The 22,309-nt window shown below is 57.3% G+C and carries 20 protein-coding genes; 12 read left to right on the top strand and 8 right to left on the bottom strand.

What is annotated here, in order from left to right:
* Positions 1-78: 78 nt before the first annotated feature.
* Entirely contained in the window at positions 79-819 is a 741-nt protein-coding gene (locus AC2FFH_RS01475) for a YbaY family lipoprotein (RefSeq protein ID WP_496696020.1), read from the top strand.
* A 15-nt stretch (positions 820-834) separates the two neighbouring features.
* Here AC2FFH_RS01475 and AC2FFH_RS01470 read toward each other — a convergent pair whose 3' ends face one another.
* The 4 genes from AC2FFH_RS01470 to AC2FFH_RS01455 all read right to left on the bottom strand — a co-directional run bounded on the left by AC2FFH_RS01470 (position 835) and on the right by AC2FFH_RS01455 (position 5,961).
* Complete coding sequence (locus tag AC2FFH_RS01470) at positions 835-2,496, bottom strand: FAD-binding dehydrogenase (protein WP_496843576.1); 1,662 nt, start codon at positions 2,494-2,496, stop codon at positions 835-837.
* A gap of 11 nt (positions 2,497-2,507) precedes the next feature.
* Entirely contained in the window at positions 2,508-3,365 is an 858-nt protein-coding gene (locus AC2FFH_RS01465; protein WP_496767837.1) for a bile acid:sodium symporter family protein, read from the bottom strand.
* A 72-nt stretch (positions 3,366-3,437) separates the two neighbouring features.
* A complete protein-coding gene (locus tag AC2FFH_RS01460) occupies positions 3,438-4,172 on the bottom strand; it encodes a glutamine amidotransferase (protein WP_496843575.1) in 735 nt (244 codons plus the stop codon).
* Positions 4,173-4,188: 16 nt separating this feature from the next.
* Complete coding sequence (locus AC2FFH_RS01455) at positions 4,189-5,961, bottom strand: SLC13 family permease (protein ID WP_496843573.1); 1,773 nt, start codon at positions 5,959-5,961, stop codon at positions 4,189-4,191.
* Between the two features lie 110 nt (positions 5,962-6,071).
* On the opposite strand from AC2FFH_RS01455, the gene AC2FFH_RS01450 reads away from it, so the two are divergent.
* Positions 6,072-6,812 (top strand): YebC/PmpR family DNA-binding transcriptional regulator, encoded by a 741-nt coding sequence (locus AC2FFH_RS01450; protein ID WP_496777937.1) that lies wholly within the window; start codon positions 6,072-6,074, stop codon positions 6,810-6,812.
* A gap of 156 nt (positions 6,813-6,968) precedes the next feature.
* On the top strand, positions 6,969-8,240 hold the full coding sequence (locus AC2FFH_RS01445) for an MFS transporter (RefSeq protein ID WP_496843572.1): 1,272 nt from the start codon (positions 6,969-6,971) through the stop codon (positions 8,238-8,240).
* On the opposite strand, the gene AC2FFH_RS01440 is transcribed toward AC2FFH_RS01445, so the two are convergent.
* Complete coding sequence (locus AC2FFH_RS01440) at positions 8,237-9,133, bottom strand: LysR family transcriptional regulator ArgP (RefSeq protein WP_496843571.1); 897 nt, start codon at positions 9,131-9,133, stop codon at positions 8,237-8,239. The genes AC2FFH_RS01445 and AC2FFH_RS01440 overlap by 4 nt on opposite strands.
* 86 nt (positions 9,134-9,219) lie before the next feature.
* Here AC2FFH_RS01440 and AC2FFH_RS01435 point away from each other — a divergent pair, with 86 nt between their 5' ends.
* From AC2FFH_RS01435 to AC2FFH_RS01410, 6 genes are all read left to right on the top strand, one after another.
* Entirely contained in the window at positions 9,220-9,819 is a 600-nt protein-coding gene (locus tag AC2FFH_RS01435; RefSeq protein ID WP_496843570.1) for a LysE/ArgO family amino acid transporter, read from the top strand.
* A 40-nt stretch (positions 9,820-9,859) separates the two neighbouring features.
* Entirely contained in the window at positions 9,860-10,768 is a 909-nt protein-coding gene (locus tag AC2FFH_RS01430) for a DMT family transporter (protein ID WP_496843569.1), read from the top strand.
* 87 nt (positions 10,769-10,855) lie between these two features.
* A complete protein-coding gene (betI, locus tag AC2FFH_RS01425) occupies positions 10,856-11,428 on the top strand; it encodes a choline-binding transcriptional repressor BetI (protein WP_496777947.1) in 573 nt (190 codons plus the stop codon).
* The gene (gene betC / locus AC2FFH_RS01420; protein ID WP_496777949.1) at positions 11,425-12,933 is read left to right on the top strand and encodes a choline-sulfatase; all 1,509 of its coding nucleotides are present in this window, start codon (positions 11,425-11,427) and stop codon (positions 12,931-12,933) included. Before betI ends, betC begins: the two co-directional genes overlap by 4 nt.
* Before the next feature lie 73 nt (positions 12,934-13,006).
* Positions 13,007-14,665, top strand: a complete 1,659-nt coding sequence (gene betA / locus AC2FFH_RS01415) for a choline dehydrogenase (RefSeq protein WP_496777953.1) — start codon at positions 13,007-13,009, stop codon at positions 14,663-14,665.
* A gap of 91 nt (positions 14,666-14,756) precedes the next feature.
* Positions 14,757-14,996, top strand: coding sequence for an HP1242/YdcH family protein (locus tag AC2FFH_RS01410; protein WP_496724279.1), 240 nt, complete (start codon positions 14,757-14,759; stop codon positions 14,994-14,996).
* 66 nt (positions 14,997-15,062) lie between these two features.
* Here the strand turns inward: AC2FFH_RS01410 and AC2FFH_RS01405 are convergent, their stop codons facing one another.
* The gene (locus AC2FFH_RS01405; RefSeq protein ID WP_496843568.1) at positions 15,063-16,463 is read right to left on the bottom strand and encodes a helix-turn-helix domain-containing protein; all 1,401 of its coding nucleotides are present in this window, start codon (positions 16,461-16,463) and stop codon (positions 15,063-15,065) included.
* A gap of 65 nt (positions 16,464-16,528) precedes the next feature.
* Positions 16,529-17,734: a multidrug effflux MFS transporter gene (locus AC2FFH_RS01400; RefSeq protein WP_496843567.1), complete on the bottom strand. Its 1,206-nt coding sequence runs from the start codon at positions 17,732-17,734 to the stop codon at positions 16,529-16,531.
* A gap of 183 nt (positions 17,735-17,917) precedes the next feature.
* Between AC2FFH_RS01400 and AC2FFH_RS01395 the strand changes: the two genes are divergently transcribed.
* The 3 genes from AC2FFH_RS01395 (at position 17,918) to AC2FFH_RS01385 (ending at position 20,536) form a co-directional block, all read left to right on the top strand.
* Positions 17,918-19,450, top strand: a complete 1,533-nt coding sequence (locus AC2FFH_RS01395; protein WP_109313344.1) for an acyl-CoA carboxylase subunit beta — start codon at positions 17,918-17,920, stop codon at positions 19,448-19,450.
* Between the two features lie 110 nt (positions 19,451-19,560).
* Positions 19,561-20,046, top strand: coding sequence for a DUF6497 family protein (locus AC2FFH_RS01390; protein ID WP_496843566.1), 486 nt, complete (start codon positions 19,561-19,563; stop codon positions 20,044-20,046).
* A gap of 136 nt (positions 20,047-20,182) precedes the next feature.
* The gene (locus tag AC2FFH_RS01385; protein ID WP_058276835.1) at positions 20,183-20,536 is read left to right on the top strand and encodes a hypothetical protein; all 354 of its coding nucleotides are present in this window, start codon (positions 20,183-20,185) and stop codon (positions 20,534-20,536) included.
* 86 nt (positions 20,537-20,622) lie between these two features.
* Here the strand turns inward: AC2FFH_RS01385 and AC2FFH_RS01380 are convergent, their stop codons facing one another.
* Positions 20,623-21,780, bottom strand: a complete 1,158-nt coding sequence (locus AC2FFH_RS01380) for a DcaP family trimeric outer membrane transporter (RefSeq protein ID WP_496767860.1) — start codon at positions 21,778-21,780, stop codon at positions 20,623-20,625.
* Positions 21,781-22,309 lie beyond the last annotated feature (529 nt).

Raw genomic sequence — 22,309 nt, 5'->3', positions numbered from 1 at the left:
TTTTCCGGCGAAGTCCTTGTAAAATCAAAACCTCATACAATGTTTTGAATAAGTGATTTTGCGAAAAGGAGCACGCCAATGCTCAAGACCGGATATACTGCGCTTACGGTTGCGGCCACATCAGTCCTGCTGAGCGGCGCGGCCATCGGCGGAACGATCGAAGGCACTGCAGCATATCGCGAGCGTATCGCCGTACCTCCGGATGCGACGCTTTACGTGCAATTGCAAGACGTCTCGCGCGCGGACGCACCGTCGGTGACCCTGTCGGCAAAGCGCTATGCGCTGACCGGAGTGCCAGCACAATTCGAGCTGAGCTATGACGACGCCCTTATTCAAGAGGGGATGCGCTATGTGGTGCGTGGTTCGATCTTTCAGGGCGACAAGCTGTTGTTCACAACCGATACCGCCTACCCTGTTCTGACGAATGGGGCCGGGAACACGACCGATCTGATGCTGGTCAAAGTACAACCGCCCGGTGCTGCCGTACTGGAGAACACCAACTGGACTGCAACCGGCCTAAATGGAGCAGCACTTGAGACCGAAAGGCGCCCCGCGCTTTCATTCGCCAATGATGGCGCGTTCTCAGGCAGCGGTGGATGTAACCGGTTTTCCGGCCAAGCCGAGATTGCGGGCAACAATATTGAATTCCCCGACAACATGGCTGCCACCCTGATGGCCTGTCCGCCCCCACTGGATGAAGTTGAGCGGCAATTTTTCAAAGCCCTACAAGGGGTGACAGCATATGCGTTCAAAGGCGATACGCTGGTGTTGCTGGACAGTGCTGGGCAATCCGTCGTTCAGTTTGCCCGGGAACAGTAGGGTTTGAAGGGGCCGTCACGCGACGGCCCTTGACCGTCCTGCATTGCGGCCGGAGAAAATGCAGCCGCCTAGGAATGAACCTTCGAGCGCGTTGTAGCCGTGATAGCCACCGCCACCGAAACCCGCGACCTCTCCGGCTGCGAACAGGCCAGGAACGACCTGACCGTCTGCGCCGACCATCTGACTGTCCAGATTGGTCTGAAGCCCACCCAGCGTTTTGCGCGTCAGCACGTGCAGTTTCACCGCGATCAGCGGGCCATTGGCCGGATCAAGGAACTTGTGCGGCTTGGCGGTTCGGATCAGTCTGTCTCCACGGTAGTTGCGCGCGGCCAGAATGGCGGCCATCTGCGCATCCTTGGTGAACGGGTTGTCGATCTGGGAATCCCGCGCCTCGATCTGGGCGCGTAGATGCGCCTCATCGATCAGCCCTCCGCCCAGATGGTTCATGCCGTTAACAAGCTCGGTCAAGGTATTGGCGACGATGAAGTCTTCGCCGTGTTCCTTGAACGCCTCGACCGGAGCGGTGGCCTTGGACCCGGTCAGAATGCGTTGGAACAGAACCTCTTTCCAACCACCGTCCGTCATGTCGGGGTTCTGTTCAGACCCGGACAGGGCGAACTCTTTTTTGATTACCTTCTGGGTCAGGACGAACCAGCTGTATTCATGGCCGGTTTTCAGGATTTCCTTTAGCGTCCCCAATGTATCAAAACCCGGCAGGCACGGCGGTTTCAACCGGTTGCCTTCGGCGTCGAACCACATTGAGCTTGGGCCGGGCAGAATGCGAATACCGTGTGATGGCCAGATCGGATTCCAGTTACGCACGCCTTCGGTGTAATGCCACATCCGGTCGCCGTTGATCACATGGCCGCCGGCCTTTTCGCTGATGCCGATCATGCGGCCATCAACGTGGAATGGCACGCCTGCGACCATGTCCTGTGGTGGCTCGCCCAGACGGTCGCGCGGCCAGCTTTTGCGCACCATTTCAAAGTTGCCTCCGATGCCGCCGGACGTGACGATGACGGCTGGGGCGTAAAATTCGAACTCGCCCACTTCATCGCGGTTGGTCTTGGCGCCGTGGGGTGCGGTGTCGTCTGCCAGAACCTCGCCCGAGACGCCTTTGGCAGAGCCGTTCTGCATGATGATGTGGCTGACTTGATGGCGGAATTTAAGCTCGATCAACCCGTTGCTGACATGGTCACGCACGCGGCGTTTGAAATGTTCCAGAACACCGGGGCCGGTGCCCCAGGTGATATGAAAGCGGGGCACAGAATTGCCGTGACCATCCGCATATGATCCACCGCGTTCGGCCCAGCCGACAATCGGAAACCAGCGCAGGCCCATGTCATGCAGCCAAGGGCGCATCTCGCCGGCGGCGAATTCGACATAGGCCTCGGCCCATTTGCGGGGCCATGCGTCTTCGTCGCGGTCGAACTGCGCGCTGCCCATCCAGTCTCGCAAGGCAAGGTCGTAGCTGTCCTTGATGCCCATGCGCCGCTGTTCCGGCGTGTCGACCATAAAGAGCCCGCCAAGGCTCCAGAATGCCTGACCGCCCAGGAAATGCGCGGGTTCCTGATCGACCACGATCACCTTTTTGCCCCGGTCGCCCAGTTCGGCCGCGGCGGCCAACCCGGCCAGCCCAGCGCCCACGACGATTGCATCGGCAGAGTTATTCGTCATGTGTTATCCTTTCAGCGGCTGCGGAACCAAAGGATGAAGGGCAAGGCCACAACATACATCGTTATTCCGTACACAGCCGACGGCAGAGCCAACGGGCTGAACCCGCTTTCCGTCGCCGTGATCAATGCAGCCAGTGTAATCCCAAGTGTCGAGTTTTGTATTCCGGTTTCGATGGAGACCGTCTTGCTTTCGTCCCACGTCAGGTTTGCTGCGCGCGCCAGCCCCAAACCGATCAGCAACAATGCGATGTTCAATGAGATCAAACCCGCGCCCATAACTCCCAGGTTATCGACAAAAAGCTGCCAGTTACCAGCCAGCGCCGCCAGAACGATCAGCATGAAGAGGACAGTTGCAATCTTGGACAGCACAGGCTCAAGCAGCTTTGCAAAGTCAGTTGCAAAGCCGCGCAGTATGACGCCAAGCGCCACGGGCAACGTAGTGATCAGGAACATCGCAATGGCCAATCCCGTGATGGAAACCTCGGGTGCGGCATCACCCATGAAATAGTTCACTGACCACGCAGCAAGAAATGGCACGGTTACCATCGAAAGCAGGCTGATGACGGCCGTCAAACTGACCGAAAGGGCGACATCACCCTTTGCCAGTTTCGACAGGATGTTGCTGGTCACACCGCCAGGGCAAAAACTGAGGATCATGAAGCCGACCGCGATCTCGGGTGGCAACGCAAAAAGTGTGACCGTGACAAAAGCCGCGACCGGCAGCAGTACAACCTGGCACAACGCACCGATGGCGAAAGGATAGCGCCGGCTGAGCACGCGGCGGAAATCAGCGACTTCGAGCCCAACGCCCAGAGACAGCATGATAATGGCCAGCGACAGCGGCAGGCCGACATTTATTAGAAGATCCAAGAACAACTCCTCCCAAAGCCGTTCGGGCCACCCTAAGCGAGCGGTCGTGGATCAGGCAATAACGCCGTTGGGTCACCCATAGCGTTCGGCGAACCTGCGGAGGATTTCGGCCGGTTGTGTAACATCCGCTGCGTGACAAATGTCGATCAGGCGCTGGGCGTCTTCGGGCGGAAAATAGCCGTGGTTCTTGTAGATATTGATGCGCTGCTCAAAATCGCGCGCGTCCGCCTCGGGGTGGAACTGCGTGGCATAAACATTCTGCCCCCAGCGGATCATCTGGAATGGGCAGGGGTCCGAGGCCAGCAGGTGGACGCACCCTTCCGGCAGCGCCTGCACGGCCTCTTTATGACCCACGAAGGCGTCAAATGTTCCGGTCAGCCCTGCCGTCAGCGGGTCTTGTGCTCCGTCTGCAGTCAGGTGGCAGGTCGAAGGCCCGACAGGTTCGCCGTACTTGTCTTTGCTGACGTCACCGCCAAGATGAGCGGCCAGAATGCCCAGCCCATAACAACAGCCCATGAAGGGATGATCCTGTGCGATGATCTGCGGCATCAATCCCATAATGGCGCCTTCAATGCGCGCGTCGGCTTCGGATTTGGTTGCGGGGTCGTCACTGACGCATCCCGGTCCACCACCAACAATCACCCCAGCATAGTCAGTGACATTCAAATCGTCGGGCAAAGCCTCGCAATCCAATCGGATACGATGGGTCTGGTCCGGTGACAGACCGGTTTTGTCCAGAATCGACGCGTACTCCGCATCCGAAGCATCGGTTTCCGGGCGCAATTGCAGGATCAGAAATCGTTTCATGAAAGGCCTTTACCCGTCACAATGGCCAAAACACAAGGATAGCGGGGATGGAAACCGCAATGATCAGAATTTCCAGTGGCAGGCCCATGCGCCAATAGTCGCCAAACTGATACCCTCCGGGTCCTAGGACAAGCGTATTGTTCTTATGCCCAATCGGCGTCAAGAACGCGGCCGAGGCTGCGACGGCGACAGTCATCAGAAATGGGTCGGGTGAAACCTCAAGCGTGCGGGCCATCTGGATACCGACCGGAGCCGCAACAATGGCCGTGGCCGTGTTGTTCAGCACGTCTGACAGGGTCATGGTAACCACCATCAAAACGGTCAGAATGGCCCAGGCCGGCAGCCCGTCGGTCAATTGAATCAAAGCATTCGCAATCAGTTCTGTACCGCCGGAAGTCTCCAATGCGCTGCCGAGCGGGATCATCGAGCCCAGCAGCACGACAACAGGCCATTCGATATGATTGTAGATATCTGCAATCGGCATGATCTTGGTCAGCACATAAGCGACGACGACCAGCCCCAGGGCGATAGGCAGGTAGATCAACCCGACACTGGCCGCCAGAACAGCTGCGCCAAACAAGCCAATGGCAAGCCACGCCTTTTCGTTGGCGGTGACGTTCAGACCGCGTTCAGCAAGTGGCAAACAACCCAGCCATTCGGTCACATCGGCACTGCGGTCACGTGGGCAAAGCAGCAACAGAATGTCGCCCGCCTCAATCTGAGTTTTGCGGACCTGTTCGGTTATGCGGCGGCCTTGACGTGAAATTCCCATCAGAACTGTGCTTTGACGCCAGGCCAATCCCAGGCCCTGCGCGGTGCGACCGGTGACGCGTGCGTTTAGTGGCACAACTACCTCAATCACTTCAAGACCGTCCCCTTCGGCGGTCAGCAATTCCTGACGGCGGGTATCCGAGAAATCGAGGTTCAGCGCGGTGCGAAATTCGTCTAGCGCCTCGGGGCGGGCCTCTAACACCAATGCGTCGCCCGGTTTGATTGTAGCATGGGCCGACCGGCCATAGCGCCGTTTGCCGTCTCGAATAAGGCCGATGATGGCCACGTCGGATTTCTCGGCGGCCTCATAAAGCTCGCTGACACGCTTCCCAATTTGCGGCGATTCTGACGGGACCGTCAGTTCCGCGATGTATTCGGCAAGGGTTTCCGAGGCCTCTTCCTGTGTTCCGCGATTGGGAATCAACCGCCATCCGACCAGCGCGACAAATGCCAGCCCGGCAATCGCTGCCAATCCACCGACGGGGGCGAAATCGAACATTCGGAACGGTTCACCCAATGTCTCAGCCCGGATCGATGCGATGATGATGTTAGGGGGCGTTCCAATCAACGTGGCCATGCCGCCCAGAATGGTGGCAAAGCTCAGCGGCATCAGCGTCAGTCCGACCGGCCGCCCTGCCTTGCGCGCGGTCTGGATATCGACCGGCATCAGCAGCGCCAGCGCGGCCACGTTGTTCATAAAGGCCGACAGAACAGCGCCAATCCCGCCCATCAGCGCGATGTGCGCGCCAAGCCCGCGCGACGCATCGACCAGTGTGCGGGTGATCAGGAAAACAGCGCCCGAACGCACCAACCCGGCCGAGACAACCAATACCAAAGCGACGATGATCGTAGCGGGGTGTCCGAACCCGGCAAAGGCGTCATCGACCGGCACAACACCCAGCGTAACTCCGATCAATAGCGCGGTGAAGGCCACAAGGTCGTATCGAAACTTCCCCCAAAGCAGCATTCCAAACACAGTGGCGAAAAGGGAAAAAAGAATAATCTGGTCTGTCGTCATGCGGCCACCATACCCTTCGCGGCGACTGTCGCAAGCCGCTCTCTTGATCCTTGGCCCCGCAAACGTCTATATGAGCGCCGAATACGCAATCACGATGACGAGGACGCAATATGGCAGGCCATTCCAAATGGGCCAACATCCAGCACCGCAAGGGGCGTCAGGACGCCGCGCGGTCCAAACTGTTTTCCAAACTGTCGAAAGAGATCACCGTCGCTGCCAAGATGGGCGACCCGGATCCTGAAAAAAACCCACGGCTGCGTTTGGCCGTGAAAGAAGCCAAGTCACAGTCGGTTCCAAAAGATGTCATCGACCGCGCGATCAAGAAATCGACGGCGGGCGAAGGCGATGAATACGAAGAGATCCGGTATGAGGGCTATGGCCCGAACGGTGTGGCGGTGATCGTCGAGACGATGACCGACAACCGCAATCGCACAGCATCGACTGTGCGCTCGACCTTTTCCAAGAACGGCGGCAACCTGGGCGAAACCGGTTCAGTTGGCTTCATGTTCGAACGCAAGGGCGAAGTGGTTTACCCGGGTTCCGTTGGCGACGCGGACACCGTGTTCGAAGCCGCAATCGAAGCCGGTGCCGAAGATGTCGAAAGCTCGGAAGAAGGGCATATCATCTGGTGTGCCGATACCGACCTGAACGAAGTGTCGAGCGCCCTTGAAGCTGCGCTGGGGGAAACCGATTCCACCAAGTTGGTCTGGAAGCCCACGACCACAACCGAGCTGGGTCTGGAAGACATGCAAAAACTGATGAAACTGGTCGATGCGCTGGAAGACGACGATGACGTTCAGCGTGTGACGACGAATTTCGAAGCCACGGACGAGGTCATGGCTCAGCTCTGATCCAAGTCAAAAAAGAAGAAAGAAAACCCGGTCTTTGGCCGGGTTTTTCATTTTTGACACAGGGGGTTCTTGGCCGGTTGCGTGGAACTGAGTACCATGGATTGGTCAAACCCAAGTGGCACGCCCTTTTGCGAGCCGAGGAACCCAAGCGCGCAAATGACTGACAAGTCACTGGACACATCGAAAAGAAACGTTCCGGTCCTGGCTGGGCAAAGCATTCTGTCTCAGGTGGCGTGGACCCTAGGCAGCCCATCCGTGGTCTTGCCATTTCTGGCCGTGTCGCTTGAGCTTCCGATGTTCATAGCCGGCGCGCTGGTGTCGGTGCGGATGGTTGGCAGCATGATCTCGGATGTTTTCCTCGCGTATCCCATCGCAGCGCGTGACCGCAAGAAACGTGCAATCGCGATGACTGAGGTCGCAATCGGTGCCTGCCTGATTTTGGCTTTGTTGGTGGCCTCAACAGGTGTGGTACCGGTCATCGGAGTGGCGTTTGTCGCTGCGTTTTTTATGATCGGTTTGATCGAAGAAATTCAGTCGCTGATGTATACTGATCTGCTGGGCGATCAGGTGCGCTCCAAATCGCGGATGATCATGCACTACCTGCAACTTGGGGTGGGTGGATTGGGCGCAATCGGCTTAGCGTTGCTGGTTCACGAGATCACCAAAGAAAACTCACCTTTTTCGCGCCATTCCGCGGTGATTGCCGTGTCTGTGGCATTCTTTGTGTTGTCTGGCTTGTCAATTCTTATGATGTCCGAAACCGCTGGTCCCACCGACAAAAAGGACACGCAAGGGGACAAGAAGCGAAAGTTCCTCGATAACTTCACCGATATCGCCGCAATGTTTGATCAGCGCTGGTTCCGCCGTTATATGGTCATGCGCATGCCGCTTGTCGTGGTATCCCTGTCGGTACCGTTCTTTGCGTTGATCGCTGCCGAAGCGCACCACGCCTCGGCCAAGGGGCTGACGGCGATGATCGTGTCGTCGGCGTCGGGGTATCTTGTATCTGCCCCACTGTGGCAATTGGTGAACATGAAATCGCATCGCGCCGTGATGGTCACCGGGAACCTAATGGTGGCACTGACGGGCGGTGCGCTTTTGTCCGTGCACTTTCTGGGCATGGACCATGACGTTCACTTACACGCCATTGCCTTGTTCGTTGTCACTGTTGCGGTGACAGGGATCTGCAGTGCCCGCAAGTTGTACTTCCTGGACGTTGCCCCAAAAGATCAGAGGGTCAAAGGTGCCGCAGCGATCAAGAGCATTTGCCGGATCTCTGGCGTATTGCTCTCGGCCGCGTTGGCAGGCGTTGCGCATTTGCACGAGGTCGCCTGGGCAATCGCCTTCATCGTCGCCACAAGCGTTTTCGCGGCGGTCGCCTGTTACCGTGTGGTTGTACCCAGCGAGAAAAAAGCGGTTCAGTCCTAGTCTGCCCTGTCAACTGGAAGCAGGGCACCATTGGCGGTGCGCTTGACTGCGTCAGTTAGCGGGGCCAACGCCGTGGAGAGCACACGACCCACCTGCCAGGTCAGCCCTACGTCAAGCCGCGCGCCCGGTACCAAAGGGCATAACCGGCCATCTTCCAGCGCTGGGCGCGCAAGACTTTCCGGATTCATTCCCCAACCAATCCCCGCAATGGCCGCTTCTACAAACCCCTGAGAGGAGGGCAGGAAATGCGAGGGGGGTGATAGCCGTTGACCTGTCTGCCGGGTAATCCAAGCTTTTTGCAGCCCATCCTTGCGGTTGAATGTCAAACAGGTGGCGCGGGACAATGTGTCGATATTTACACCGTTCGTGAACCATTTGCGCATGAAATCCGGGCTGGCCGTGGGGATGTACCGCAAGGCGCCAAGGGCCACGGCGTCGCTGCCTGGGACTGTATCACCTCCGACCGTTATGGCGGCGCTGACCTCTCCGCGCCTCAACCATTCCGCTGAATGATCCTGATCGTCAACGACCAGATCGAACAGCAGGCCGTCGACCTGAGACATGACATTGATGAACCACGTCGCGAGAACGTCGGCTGGCACGGCGACGCGCACGCGCGCGGGGCCGTTGGTTTGATCAAGTGTCAGTTCGCGGGCCAGATGCGTCTCAAGTAACCCGATATCCTCGGCGTGTTGAGCGATACGCAAACCCATCGGAGTGCCCGTGCAGGGCGTTCCCCGATTGATCAGTGTTGCGCCGACAAGGTCTTCCAGCGCCTTGATCCGCTGTGAAACCGCGGAAGGCGTAACCGCAAGTTCTGAGGCGGCCGCGTCAAAGCTGCCATGACGCAGGATGGCAGACAGCGCGGACAGATGGTTTGGATCCAGTAGCATTAGCCAGACTTAATTCAGGTCAGTTTCTTTAATTTGATAGGTGCTTGGTAAGCAGGTAGTCAACGCCTCAGACTATCGGAGGTTTCATGTCCACATCCTTGATTTCAGGCTTTGTGCTTGGCTTCAGCCTGATCCTCGCCATTGGCGCGCAAAACGCCTTTGTCCTGCGCCAGGGGTTGCGGCGCGAGCATGTGTTCCCACTGTGCCTGACTTGCGCGGTGTCTGATGCCATTCTCATAGCCGCGGGCGTTGCGGGTTTCGGAACATTGGCGCACGCGTTGCCCTGGTTCGAGACCGTCATGCGGTATGGCGGGGCGATCTTTCTGATATGGTACGGTTTGCGCAGCCTGGGTTCGGCATGGCGCGGCGGAGCGGTGATGGAGATCGGCGAGGGGAAGCGCGTCAGCCTGAAATCTGTTTTGCTGACCGTTCTTGCGTTCACATGGCTGAACCCGCATGTCTATCTGGATACAGTTGTGCTGATTGGTTCAATCTCGGCGCAGTATGATGATCGGCTGGCCTTTGCGCTTGGGGCAATGACGGCCAGCTTTGTGTTCTTCTTTTCGCTGGGCTACGGGGCAGGGATGCTGTCCCCGATTTTTGCAAGACCACGGGCGTGGCAGGTGCTGGATTTAATAATCGGCGTGGTCATGCTGGCAATTGCTGCAAAGCTTGTATTGATGTGACGGGTTGCCTCTGCCAAGTATTCGGTGTTCAACCGTTAACATGTCAACTTTAACCGCCCAACACCGCCCCGTGGCTGGCATGCTCTGGATGTTTTCGGCAGGCTTGTCGTTTGTGGTCATGACCGCATTGGTAAAGTCGCTGGGCCCAACGATGGACCCTACGCAGGCTGCGTTCCTGCGGTTTGCCTTCGGCTTGATCTTTCTGTTGCCGGCGTTGCGCCTGGTGTTGAAAACCCACCTTACACGCAGCCACATCGTGTTGCTGGGGACACGCGGTGTCGTCCACGCATTTGCAGTGATGCTGTGGTTCTTCTCGATGACACAGATCCCGCTGGCTGAGGTCACGGCGATGAACTACATGACGCCGGTCTATGTAACGCTGGGGGCCGCGCTGTTTCTGGGCGAGAAGCTGGCCATCCGTCGGATCGCCGCGATTGTCGTGGCACTGGTTGGCGTTCTGATCATCTTAAGGCCGGGTTTTCGTGAGATTTCACTGGGTCATATCACCATGCTGGGCACGGCCCTGACCTTGGGCGGATCCTATCTGATCGCCAAAGTGCTTGTGCGTGATCTGCCGCCGTCAGTTGTTGTGGCGCATATGTCGATCTGGGTGACCATAGCTTTGATCCCTTTTGCAATTGCGGTTTGGACCACGCCCAGCTTGCGCGACCTCGGCGTGCTGTTTCTGGTGGCCAGTTTTGCCACGGCGGGCCACTATTTCATGACGATCGCACTTAAGGCGGCCCCGGTAGCGGTCACACAGCCGGTTACGTTCCTGCAGTTGATCTGGGCCACCTTGTTGGGCGCGCTGGTCTTCAACGAAAGCATCGACATTTGGGTTGTCGCGGGTGGAACGGTGATTCTGCTAGCGGTCAGTTTCATTGCCTGGCGCGAAGCGGTTTTGAACCGCGGCAGCTTGACGACCCCCAGCATCGCACCCAAACTCTGATCATTGGCGGTCGCGTGAAACGTTATTGATTGACGAGTCAATAAAAAGCCCTTAGCGTTTTCTCACTATACTTAGTGAGGGATAGTGATGCCGAAACTCGGAATGGAGCCAATCCGCCGTGACGCGATCGTCAAGGCAACAATTGCCGAACTCGGGTCGAAGAAATCCCTTGATGTGACTGTCAGCCAGATTGCCAAACGGGCAGGTATGTCCAGCGCGCTGGCGCATCATTATTTCGGTGGCAAAGATCAGATATTTCTGGCTGCCATGCGCCGCATCCTGTCGGACTTTGCCGACGAGGCTAGACAGGAGCTGAAGAATGCTGTTCCGCAGAAACGAGCGCAGGCCATTATCCGGGCCTGTTTTGCACCATCATGTTTCACACCGGATGTCATCGCTGCGTGGATGACATTTTACGTGTTGGCCCAAACCAATGATGACGCCTTGCGCCTGTGGCAAATCTATCAGGCGCGTATCCGGTCGAACCTGACCCACGCCCTGCGCCCGTTGTTGAACGATCCGGCCGAAGCGGCCGAAAACATGATCGCCCTTATCGACGGGCTATATATCCGCGCCGCACTCAGCGCGCCGGAAGAACCGCAGCTGGCGGTCAATCACGCGATGCGTGTCCTCAATACTCTGCTCGAGGCTGAAAAATGACAAAACCGAACATTCTGATCCTGATGGTGGATCAGCTGAACGGGACCCTCTTTCCAGACGGTCCCGCTGACTGGCTTCACGCTCCGAACCTGAAGAAACTGGCGGAACGCTCGACCCGGTTTGCCAATGCTTATACGGCTTCGCCGCTTTGCGCGCCGGGGCGGGCCAGCTTCATGTCCGGTCAGCTGCCTTCGCGCACGGGTGTTTATGACAACGCCGCAGAATTCCGCAGCGACATCCCGACCTATGCACACCATCTGCGCCGCGCGGGCTACTACACCTGCCTGTCCGGCAAGATGCACTTTGTCGGCCCAGATCAGATGCACGGGTTTGAGGACCGCCTGACAACCGATATCTATCCCGCCGATTTTGGCTGGACCCCCGACTACCGCAAACCCGGCGAGCGGATCGACTGGTGGTACCACAATATGGGTTCGGTGACCGGCGCAGGCGTGGCCGAGATTTCCAACCAGATGGAGTATGACGACGAGGTCGCCTATAATGCCAAGGCCAAGCTCTATGATCTTGCGCGTGGCAAGGATGACCGCCCATGGTGCGTCACCGTCAGCTTTACGCACCCCCATGATCCCTATGTGGCGCGTCGCAAATACTGGGACCTCTACGAAGATTGCGAACACCTGCAGCCCGAGATTGCGGACATTGGCTATGACAATCAGGACCCGCACTCTAAGCGCATATTTGACGCCAATGATTGGCGCAGTTTCGACATCACAGAAGAAGACATCCGCAAGTCGCGCCGCGCGTACTTTTCCAATATCTCATATCTGGACGACAAGATCGGTGAAATCCTCGAGGTGCTGGAAACAACCCGGCAAGAGGCGATCATCATGTTTGTCTCGGATCACGGCGACATGCTGGGTGAGCGGGGCCTGTGGTTCAAAATGAACTTTTACGAGGGATCGGCACGCGTGCCGTTGATGATTGCCGCGCCGGATATACCGGCAGGCCGTATCGACACGCCGGTTTCGACAATCGACGTCACGCCAACCCTAGGCGCACTGGCGGGCGTAGATATGGCCGAGATCGCGCCGTGGACCGATGGCGAAGACCTTGTGCCTCTGGCCAATGGCACCGAACGAACTGCCCCGGTGAAGATGGAATATGCGGCCGAAGCCTCGTATGCGCCGCTGGTTTCGCTGCGCTATGGTAAGTGGAAATACAATCGCTGCGCGCTGGACCCCGATCAACTGTACGATCTGGAAAATGATCCGCATGAATTGGAAAACCTCGCGGAACACCCAGAACACGCAGGCACGCTGGAAACTTTGCGCGCGAAATCTGAGGCACGCTGGGATCTGGACCAGTTCGATGCCGACGTCCGTGCCAGTCAGGCGCGCCGCTGGGTTGTCTATGAGGCGTTGCGGCAGGGTGGGTATTACCCGTGGGACTACCAGCCACTGCAGAAGGCATCTGAGCGCTACATGCGCAATCACATGGATCTGAATGTCGTAGAGGAAAACGCCCGCTTCCCGCGCGGCGAGTAACCTCTTCACCTTTTCGAAAATACGCCTGCCGGACGATCAGAAATTTGGTTCGGCGGGATATGGAGACCTGAAAATGGAAGCAGATTTCGTCATCGTTGGCGCAGGATCGGCAGGCTGCGCAATGGCGTATCGCCTGAGCGAGGCCGGGGCCTCGGTATTGGTGATCGAACACGGCGGGACTGATGCTGGTCCGTTCATCCAGATGCCAGCGGCATTGAGCTATCCGATGAACATGCCGATGTACGATTGGGGTTACAAATCCGAGCCCGAGCCGCACCTGAATAACCGCGAACTGGCTTGTCCGCGCGGCAAGGTTATTGGTGGATCGTCATCGATCAACGGCATGGTTTACGTACGTGGCCACGCGCGTGATTTTGACACTTGGGCCGAGATGGGCGCCGATGGCTGGTCCTATGCGGATGTGCTGCCCTATTACAAACGCATGGAGACCTGGCATGACGGTGGGCATGGTGGTGATCCGACATGGCGTGGCACCGATGGCCCGCTGCATGTTTCGCGCGGACCGCGTGAGAACCCTCTGTTTCAGGCTTTCGTCGATGCGGGACAGCAGGCGGGATACGAAGTTACCGGCGACTATAACGGTGAAAAGCAGGAAGGCTTCGGCCCGATGGAGCAAACCGTCTGGAAAGGACGGCGTTGGTCGGCGGCGAATGCGTATCTGAAACCCGCGCTCAAGCGCGATAACTGCGATATCGTGCGCGGACTGGCCTCAAGGGTGGTTATGGAAAATGGCTGCGCAATTGGAGTGGAATTGATCCGAGGTGGCAAGACTGAGGTCATCCGTGCGCGGCGCGAAGTGGTTCTTGCCGCGTCCTCCATCAACTCTCCCAAGCTGCTGATGCTGTCTGGCATCGGTCCGGCGGCGCACTTGGCTGAACACGGGATAGACGTTGTCGCAGATCGCCCGGGTGTGGGTGCGAACCTTCAGGACCATCTGGAGCTTTACATTCAGCAAGCGTCCTTGCAGCCGATCACGCTGTACAAACATTGGAACCTGATCAGCAAAGGTCTGATCGGGGCGCAGTGGCTGTTCACAAAGACCGGTCTGGGTGCATCCAACCAATTCGAAAGTGCGGCGTTTATTCGCTCCAAGCCGGGCGTAGAATATCCGGATATTCAATATCACTTCCTGCCAATTGCCGTTCGCTATGATGGCCAGGCCGCAGCCGAAGGTCATGGTTTCCAGGCGCATGTCGGGCCGATGCGCTCGCCGTCGCGCGGGGCGGTGACGCTGCGGTCGGCCAAGGTCGAAGACGCGCCGGTGATCCGCTTCAACTACATGAGCCATGAAGAGGATTGGGCGGATTTCCGCACCTGTATTCGCCTGACGCGTGAGATTTTCGGGCAGGATGCGTTCAAACCTTATTCGGGAAAAGAAATCCAGCCGGGTGCGGACGTGCAGTCTGACGAAGCGCTCAATGCCTTTATCGCGGAACATGCCGAAAGCGCGTATCACCCTTGTGGAACCTGCCGGATGGGTCGGGCAGATGACAAAAACGCTGTGGTCGATCCCGAGGGACGCGTTATTGGCGTGGACGGTCTGCGCGTTGCCGACAGTTCAATCTTCCCACAGATTACCAATGGCAATCTAAACGCGCCGTCTATCATGGTGGGTGAGAAGATGTCCGATCATCTGCTGGGTAAGGATGCCCTGCCAGCAGCCAATGACCAACCTTGGATTAATCCCCAATGGGCGGTTGCGCAGCGATGATCGAAAGCATGATTTGATCCGCGTCAAAGATTGACGGGGACCGGACGAATAGACTTGAATCGCAACAACATATTTTGAGGAGCGAACAGGAATGTCCCATACCCCGCACGAACTGGCCGAAGAGTTTCCGGACAAGGTTGAGCTGATGAGCCAGCTTAAGCAAACAGACGCTCATTTTTCACGGCTGGCGGACGAGTATCATGAGATCAACCGCGAGGTTCATCGTGCCGAAACCAATGTAGAACCGATGGATGATATCGCTGAGACAGATCTGCGTAAAAGACGTGCGGTTCTGAAAGACGAGATCTGGGCGATCTTGTCCAAGCCCTGAAAAACAGCGGGGGCTCTGCCCCCGTCGCGGCACGCCTTCCGCGGGATATTTTAGGTCAGGTGAAGATCAGGTGACTTCATAGGGCAAGGTGCCGCGGGTATGGGCGTCGATTGTCAGACGTCTTTCCAATGGCGGGACCGATCGCTGATGACAATTCGGCCGCTCGCAGATACGGCAGGATATGCCAATTGGCTCGTAAGCGCTGGCGTTGTTGAAATCCAGATTGTCGGCATAAACCAGCGCCTCGGCGTGGCGCACCTCGCAACCTAGTGCAATCGCATAACGGCGCACAGGTGCGCCGTATGAGCCGCCCGATTTCGACACGTCCCGAGCTAAAGATATATACTGAACACCATCGGGTGTTTCTGCAAGCTGTCGTAGGAAGTGGCCGGGCGTTTCGAAAGCGCGATGGACGTTCCATAGGGGGCAGGCGCCGCCGAACCGCGCAAATTGCAGACGCGTGGCCGAGTGTCTTTTGGTGATCGTACCAGCCTGATCGACGCGCACGAAAAAGAACGGGATGCCTTTTGCGCCGGGCCGTTGCAGGGTTGAAAGCCTGTGCGCCACCTGTTCGATTGATGCCCCAAACCGGTTGCTAAGCAGTTCAAGATCGTGACGATATTCCTGCGCTGTGGCCAGAAATTTGGCATAAGGCATCAATGATGCGCCGGCGAAATAGTTTGCCAGCCCGATCTTGGCAATGGCGCGGGCTTCATCGCTGTGAAATTTGGCAAAATCCAGCGTTGCTTCAAGAAGTTTGTCCTGGCTGATCAGTGCAACCTGCAACAACAACTGAAACACCTGAGTTTGTGGTGCGGTTCTGGACGAAAGCTGCAGAGTTTTGTTCTCTGCGTCGTATTTTCGGGTTTCATCGATGTCCGGGAATTGTGCCCGGATGCCACGCTCTGCGAGGCTGTCCAGGGCTGCCGCACGTATGCCGCCTGCATCCCCGGCGCGCCCGGCAAATCGTTCAGCCGCGCGGTCCACCGCGTCGATGTAGTTGTCGCAATAGTGGAAGAAGTCCCGCACTTCCTCCCATGGGCTAGCCTGGATTTGTGCGTCTTCGCGCCCCAATGCTTCGTCAAGGGAGGCCAGGCGTTCATGCGTCTGACGATAGGTGCGGTGCAGGGCAATGAAGGCCCGTGCCAGAGCGGGTGCGTTTGAAGCCGTGAGGCGGAGATCGGCGAGCGGTGGAACAGCGTCGTCAAAGACCGGATCGGCCAATGCTTCGCGCATGTCCGAGACCAGACGCTCACTGTCGCCGGTGCTCAACTCGGTGACATCCATTCCGAATTCTTGCGCCAGCGCCAGAACGACCGTAGTCGAAATCGGACGGTTGTTGTTCTCCATCTGGTTCAGATAGGGCAGGGAAACACCCAGTTTAGCGGCAAATTCCTTTTGGGTAAGTGACAAGCGCGTACGCATTTCACGCAGCTTTGCACCTGCATAAAGTTTCTGAGTCGCCATGATGAGCCTTTGCAACTTTCCTAAATCGGTAAGCTAACTTTGCAAACCGTCATAGGCAAGCCGTGTCAAAGGCCTAGTTGCCGTTCGCGTCGAATGACAGACAAAATTGCGCAGACCGCCAGGACCGAGGTTGTCAGCATTAGCCAGAGCAAGGGCATTGCACCGGTTTCGTGCGTTAGCAAAGCTCCTGCAAGGGCGCTGAGGCCCGCGCCGCCGCCCAGCATGATCGCTCCACTCAGTCCGGATGCTGTGGCGGCCAGATGCGGTCGCACCGAAAGCGCGCCGGATGTCGCGTTGGGAATCGTCATGCCGTTTCCAATGCCGACGAAGGTCATGAATCCAAAAAAGCTGAGCGCTGTTCCGAAGCCGGCCAGAAACAAGATGGCGGACATTGCAACGCCTGCTGCGTTCAGCCAGCAGCCCCAAAGTACCATTCGATTGACGCCGAAGTGAACGGAATAGCGACCGCTGAAGAAGTTACCAAAAAAGTACCCTACAGCTGGGGCGCCAAAGTAGATGCCGACCTCGGCGGCGCTGAGGCCGAATAGTTCGGTGCCGATAAAGGGAGCGCCGCCCAGATAGGCAAAGAAGGCGCCAGACGACAGCGCGGATGACAGCGAATAGCCCCAAAATCGCGGGGAACCCAGCAGTTCGGGGTATTCCCGGAATTGTTGAACCAGTGTTTTGCCGCTCTTGGCTGAGGTTTCGCCAAAATCTAAGTAAGTTAGCACCAGCGTCATTACGCCAAGAACGAAGGGCAGCCAGAAGTTGGCTTTCCAGCCAAAGCTCTCCTCCAACAGGCCTCCGATCGCGGGTCCGATCATGGGGACAATGGCCATGCCCATCGTTACATAACCGATCATCGACGCCGCCTGGTCCTGATCATATAGGTCCCGAACCGCCGCACGGCTAAGAACCATGCCGACCACGATGATTGCCTGACACATTCTGAAAACAAGAAAAACCTGGACGTTGGGTGCATAGATGCAGCCCAACGTAGCCACTAAAAAAAGGACCAACCCCCAAAGTAGAACGGGACGGCGCCCCGCCTTGTCGGCAATTGGTCCGATCAGGATCTGAAGCACCGCATTGACCAGCAGGTACAGGGCAATCGACAGCTGCATGACCTTGTAGTCGGCCTTAAAGTGCAGTGCCATATTGGGCAGGCTCGGCAAAAACAGATTGAGGCTGAGCGCGGACAATCCGGACAGCAAAACCAGAGTGGTAATTTTAGGAGGCGAGCGATGCGCCGACGAAGAACTAAACTGCATAGTTCACGTGTATAGTCACCACGGATAAGAATGCCATCCATCACGCGTTTTGTGAGTGAAAATTAGCAAGTTTACAATATTCACCAAGGTGATTGGAAAAGATTTGCAAATTTGCCGAAAGATACTTTGGTCTTGCGGCATCTACGTATAGTGTCCGGCCAGATTTTACAGGGGATCATCGTTATGAAAGACATCCTTTCCGAACTTGAAGACCGTCGCGACAACGCGCGGCTGGGTGGTGGACAAAAGCGCATCGACGCACAGCACTCGCGCGGCAAACTGACTGCGCGGGAACGGGTCGAACTGTTGCTGGATGAAGGCAGCTTTGAAGAATTTGACATGTTTGTCAGCCATCGGTGCACCGATTTCGGGATGGAGAAGCAAAGGCCAGCGGGTGACGGTGTCGTTACTGGCTGGGGTACGATCAATGGCCGCATGGTTTATGTGTTCAGCCAGGACTTTACAGTCTTTGGCGGCTCACTTTCGGAAACCCATGCTCAGAAGATCTGCAAGATCATGGATATGGCCGTTCAGAACGGTGCACCGGTGATTGGCATTAACGACTCGGGCGGGGCGCGAATTCAGGAAGGCGTGGCGTCGCTGGCTGGTTATGCCGAGGTGTTCCAGCGCAACATCATGGCGTCAGGCGTGGTTCCGCAGATCAGCGTGATCATGGGGCCCTGTGCTGGTGGCGCAGTCTACAGCCCGGCGATGACAGACTTTATCTTCATGGTCAAAGACACCTCGTACATGTTTGTGACCGGCCCCGACGTGGTCAAGACGGTCACAAACGAAGTGGTTACCGCTGAGGAACTGGGTGGGGCGTCGACCCATACCAAGAAATCCTCGGTTGCTGACGGAGCGTTTGAGAACGACGTTGAAGCACTGGCCGAGGTGCGCCGTTTGGTTGATTTCCTGCCGCTCAACAACCGCGAAAAGCCGCCAGTGCGCCCGTTCTTTGACGAACCCGACCGTCTGGAAACCTCGCTGGATACATTGATCCCCGACAACCCTAATACGCCGTACGACATGAAGGAACTCATCACCAAAGTGGCGGATGAGGGTGATTTCTACGAAATTCAGGAGGATTTTGCCAAAAACATCATCACCGGGTTCATCCGGCTTGAAGGGCAGACAGTGGGCGTTGTAGCCAATCAGCCGATGATTCTGGCCGGTTGTCTGGACATCGACAGCTCGCGCAAGGCCGCGCGGTTTGTGCGGTTCTGCGATTGCTTCGAAATTCCGATCCTGACGCTGGTGGACGTACCTGGATTCCTGCCGGGGACGTCGCAGGAATATGGCGGAGTGATCAAGCACGGCGCCAAGCTGTTGTTTGCCTACGGTGAAGCCACGGTGCCAAAAGTTACCGTCATCACCCGTAAGGCTTATGGTGGTGCCTATGATGTTATGGCGTCCAAGCACCTGCGCGGTGACTTCAACTATGCCTGGCCTACAGCCGAAATCGCGGTGATGGGCGCAAAGGGCGCGACCGAGATCATTCACCGTGCCGATCTGGGCGATGCCGAGAAAATTGTGCAGCACACGCAGGATTATGAGGACAGGTTTGCGAACCCGTTTGTCGCGGCCGAGCGTGGCTTTATCGATGAGGTGATCATGCCTCAATCGACCCGCCGTCGCGTTTCGCGGGCCTTTGCCAGCTTGCGGAACAAGCACGTGAAAAACCCGTGGAAAAAGCACGACAACATCCCTCTTTGAGGGGGTGTGCAAGGAAATCTGCCCGGCCAAAACGGTTTGGACAGCGTCTCTGACAAACGGTCAGGGCAGATTACTTGGGTGCAAAATTGACTTTGAGGCCACAACTGCTAATGAGTTGCCCATTCAGACATAGAACAGCGCGGGCCGAAAGCCAGGCGCGCGCGATCCCGGAGAGAGGAGCTCGCCTGAGGCGGGTCCGGGATCGCGCCTTAGCTGTGGTGCTGTCTATTTTTGCGGTCCCCGTTCTGGCTGATACCGAAAACCTGTTGCCGGTCCCGTCCGGACAGCCAGTGCACCTGAGCGACGTACTGCTGGACAATAACCCCGGTGAGCTTTGGGTGCGGTTTCGCTTTATTGCGCCCAAGATCGGTTCGGATATTGGCCGAATCGGGTACGATGTCGCCTCGGTCGATATGGAGCATCTGTGCCAGACGCTGGCGGTTACCTATGTCGCCAAGTACGAATTGGACGCTGCCCGGGTGGTCATTTCCCTGTCTGACCGACCTATCGAATTCGGCCGTACATCCCCTGACGCCACGCAGTTCTTTGAAGCCTACCGGCTGGAACAGTCCCGGTGTATCTGGGAGGGGCTTTGACCATGAATCGCGCTATTCATCCCGTCAGGGCATTTCTGAACAGCTACGCGGCTTTGGAGGTGCGCACCATGACATCATCCTGTGACGGATGTGAATATCTGATCCCCATGACCCCTTGTGCAACTGAGGTGGAACCATGCTGAAACATCGCGGATTTCCCGGGCGCCTGCCGGGTACTGACTTTCAGTTCATCATTCGTCGGGCCAATCCCAAAGGCGTGACGCCCCTGACCCGCCGCGAGCGGTTTCGAGATCGTAAACCCGCGGATAAGCGCGCGGATGCAGCCTTTATGGAAGCCCTGTGGGCGCATTTTGGCGACCAACCGTTTGAGCGGGGCAATTTGGATGCCGGTCGTCTTTGCTGGCTTTTCGAACGCGAGGTCATTCCGGCAGAAGATCCGTTTGATCCGGCTAGTTATGATGCGCTTTTGGTAATTGATCCGAATGTGGGCCGGATTTCCTTCCCCGAAATTTTCGACGGGGTGCGCTGATCGTGCAAACCGCTGTCGCACATACCTTCGTGGTGCCGTCAGAGCCCGGAACCCTGCCCACATCGGGGCAGGGCCGGAATGTGCGGTCAGAAGTTCAACTGGGCTGCCAGTTGAATGCGATTGCTGTCAAATGTGCGCCCGGTCGGTGCGTCGTTTCGTTCGCCGTAGAAAAATTCGGCGCTAAGGGTCAGATTGTCGGTCGCCTTGTAGAAGGCGTTCACGTGGATCGTTTCAACTTCGGTAAAGGACAGGGTCCCGGTCGAGGTCGGCAGATCATAGTTTTCTTGCCCGTAGGCGATGCCGACATTCCATTTGGGGCTCAGTTCCTGGCGGAATTCCACAGTGAATCCGTCCACGTCGTTGGCCTGTCCGTTGACGATGGCGTCACCGGCAGCGATCAGGTAGGGGCCCAAAGCCTCGCCGTCGACATAGTTGACCTGAAACAGACCGCCTTGCCAGGGCCGGATGCCAGCCGAGAGGGTATAGCCGGTCTGATCCACTTCGACCGCGCCGGATTGTGCCTTACCGTACAAAGCCGAGGCGCGGGCCAGGTAGGTGCCGTTGTTGTATTCGATGGAGCCGGTCAGGACGGGATCATTCGAATCCGAGCCGCCAACGTTCTCCTCGATCGCCACCGCAAAGGTTGTGTCAGAGCCCAGCGTGTTCGTATAGCGCACTTGAGGAACGCGAGCGAAAGGAATGCCAACGGGGCCGTTGAATTCGACGGTCGTGGGATAGGTGTCGAGCGGCTGGAAGTTGGTCCAGTATTGACCGATCAACCAGTTGTCGCCAATGCGGATATTGGCGTGGCGCAGGCGCAGTTCAGCAGGCCCATCCGTCCCGCCGGAAAACAGGTCCAGTTCCAGCTGGCCCGCAATATCGCCGATGGCAGACGGCGTATTGGTCCGAAGCCCGATGCGCGATTGGCGCACGGTGGCCCCAAAGGTGCCGCTGGTGGCGTTTGCTGGCTCGCCAATTCGGGTCGCATCGGCAAGGTCGCCCAGTTCAAAGTCGGTGTCGTAGAAGAAATCAGCCTTAACGTACCCATAAACATCAAGCGTGGTGTTTCCGATTCGAAGATCGCCAGTGCCAGCGCCGGGTTTTGCTCCCTCGAGGGCCTCGACGCGGGCACGCAGGGCATCAAGTTCCGTTTGCGTCTGGGCGTCTTGGGCGAAAGCAGCCGCGCCGGACATGCCAAGCGCGGACACGGCAAGCAGCAACGCCGTTTTTCTCTTTGCAATCATGTGGATATTTCCTTGTGTGCGAGTGTGCACGGGTACCGTTCCACGCAAGAGAACTTGAGGGAAATCACGAGAACGGGATGGGAATCTCCTAGTTTCTCAAGGAAACGTGCAAAATTATCGGGCCGTTTTCACCCTAAGGTGAACAGATCGGTTAACCCTTTGCGTTTGAAAAGACAAATTCAGGCGCCCTTTTTCGCAACCCGTGATGTTGCAGGCGCAGAAACAGACCAATTGCTGAGGAAAAGTAACAGCAACGTGACGGCATTGGCCTCGCGTTTCACCCCCAAAACTGCATCCGATCTCGGCGCGAATCTGCGCGCGCATTCGCCCAATGGGCGATTTCCAGCCGGAATCCTGACCGGAAACAATACTTTGTTTACGCATTTGATTGTGCCAAGCAACCTGACTAAGCCGTGCGGCTCTACTTTGCCTGCGTCGCACAAGCACCTACTATTCCGTACCCCTTCCTTCCGCGGGCAGGCTTGTGATGTTCACAAAGTCCTGCCCGCGTTTTTCTTTGCGCAATATC

The organism is Ruegeria sp. YTSC003 (assembly GCF_059609785.1).
This window is presented reverse-complemented; position numbering and strand designations above follow the sequence as displayed.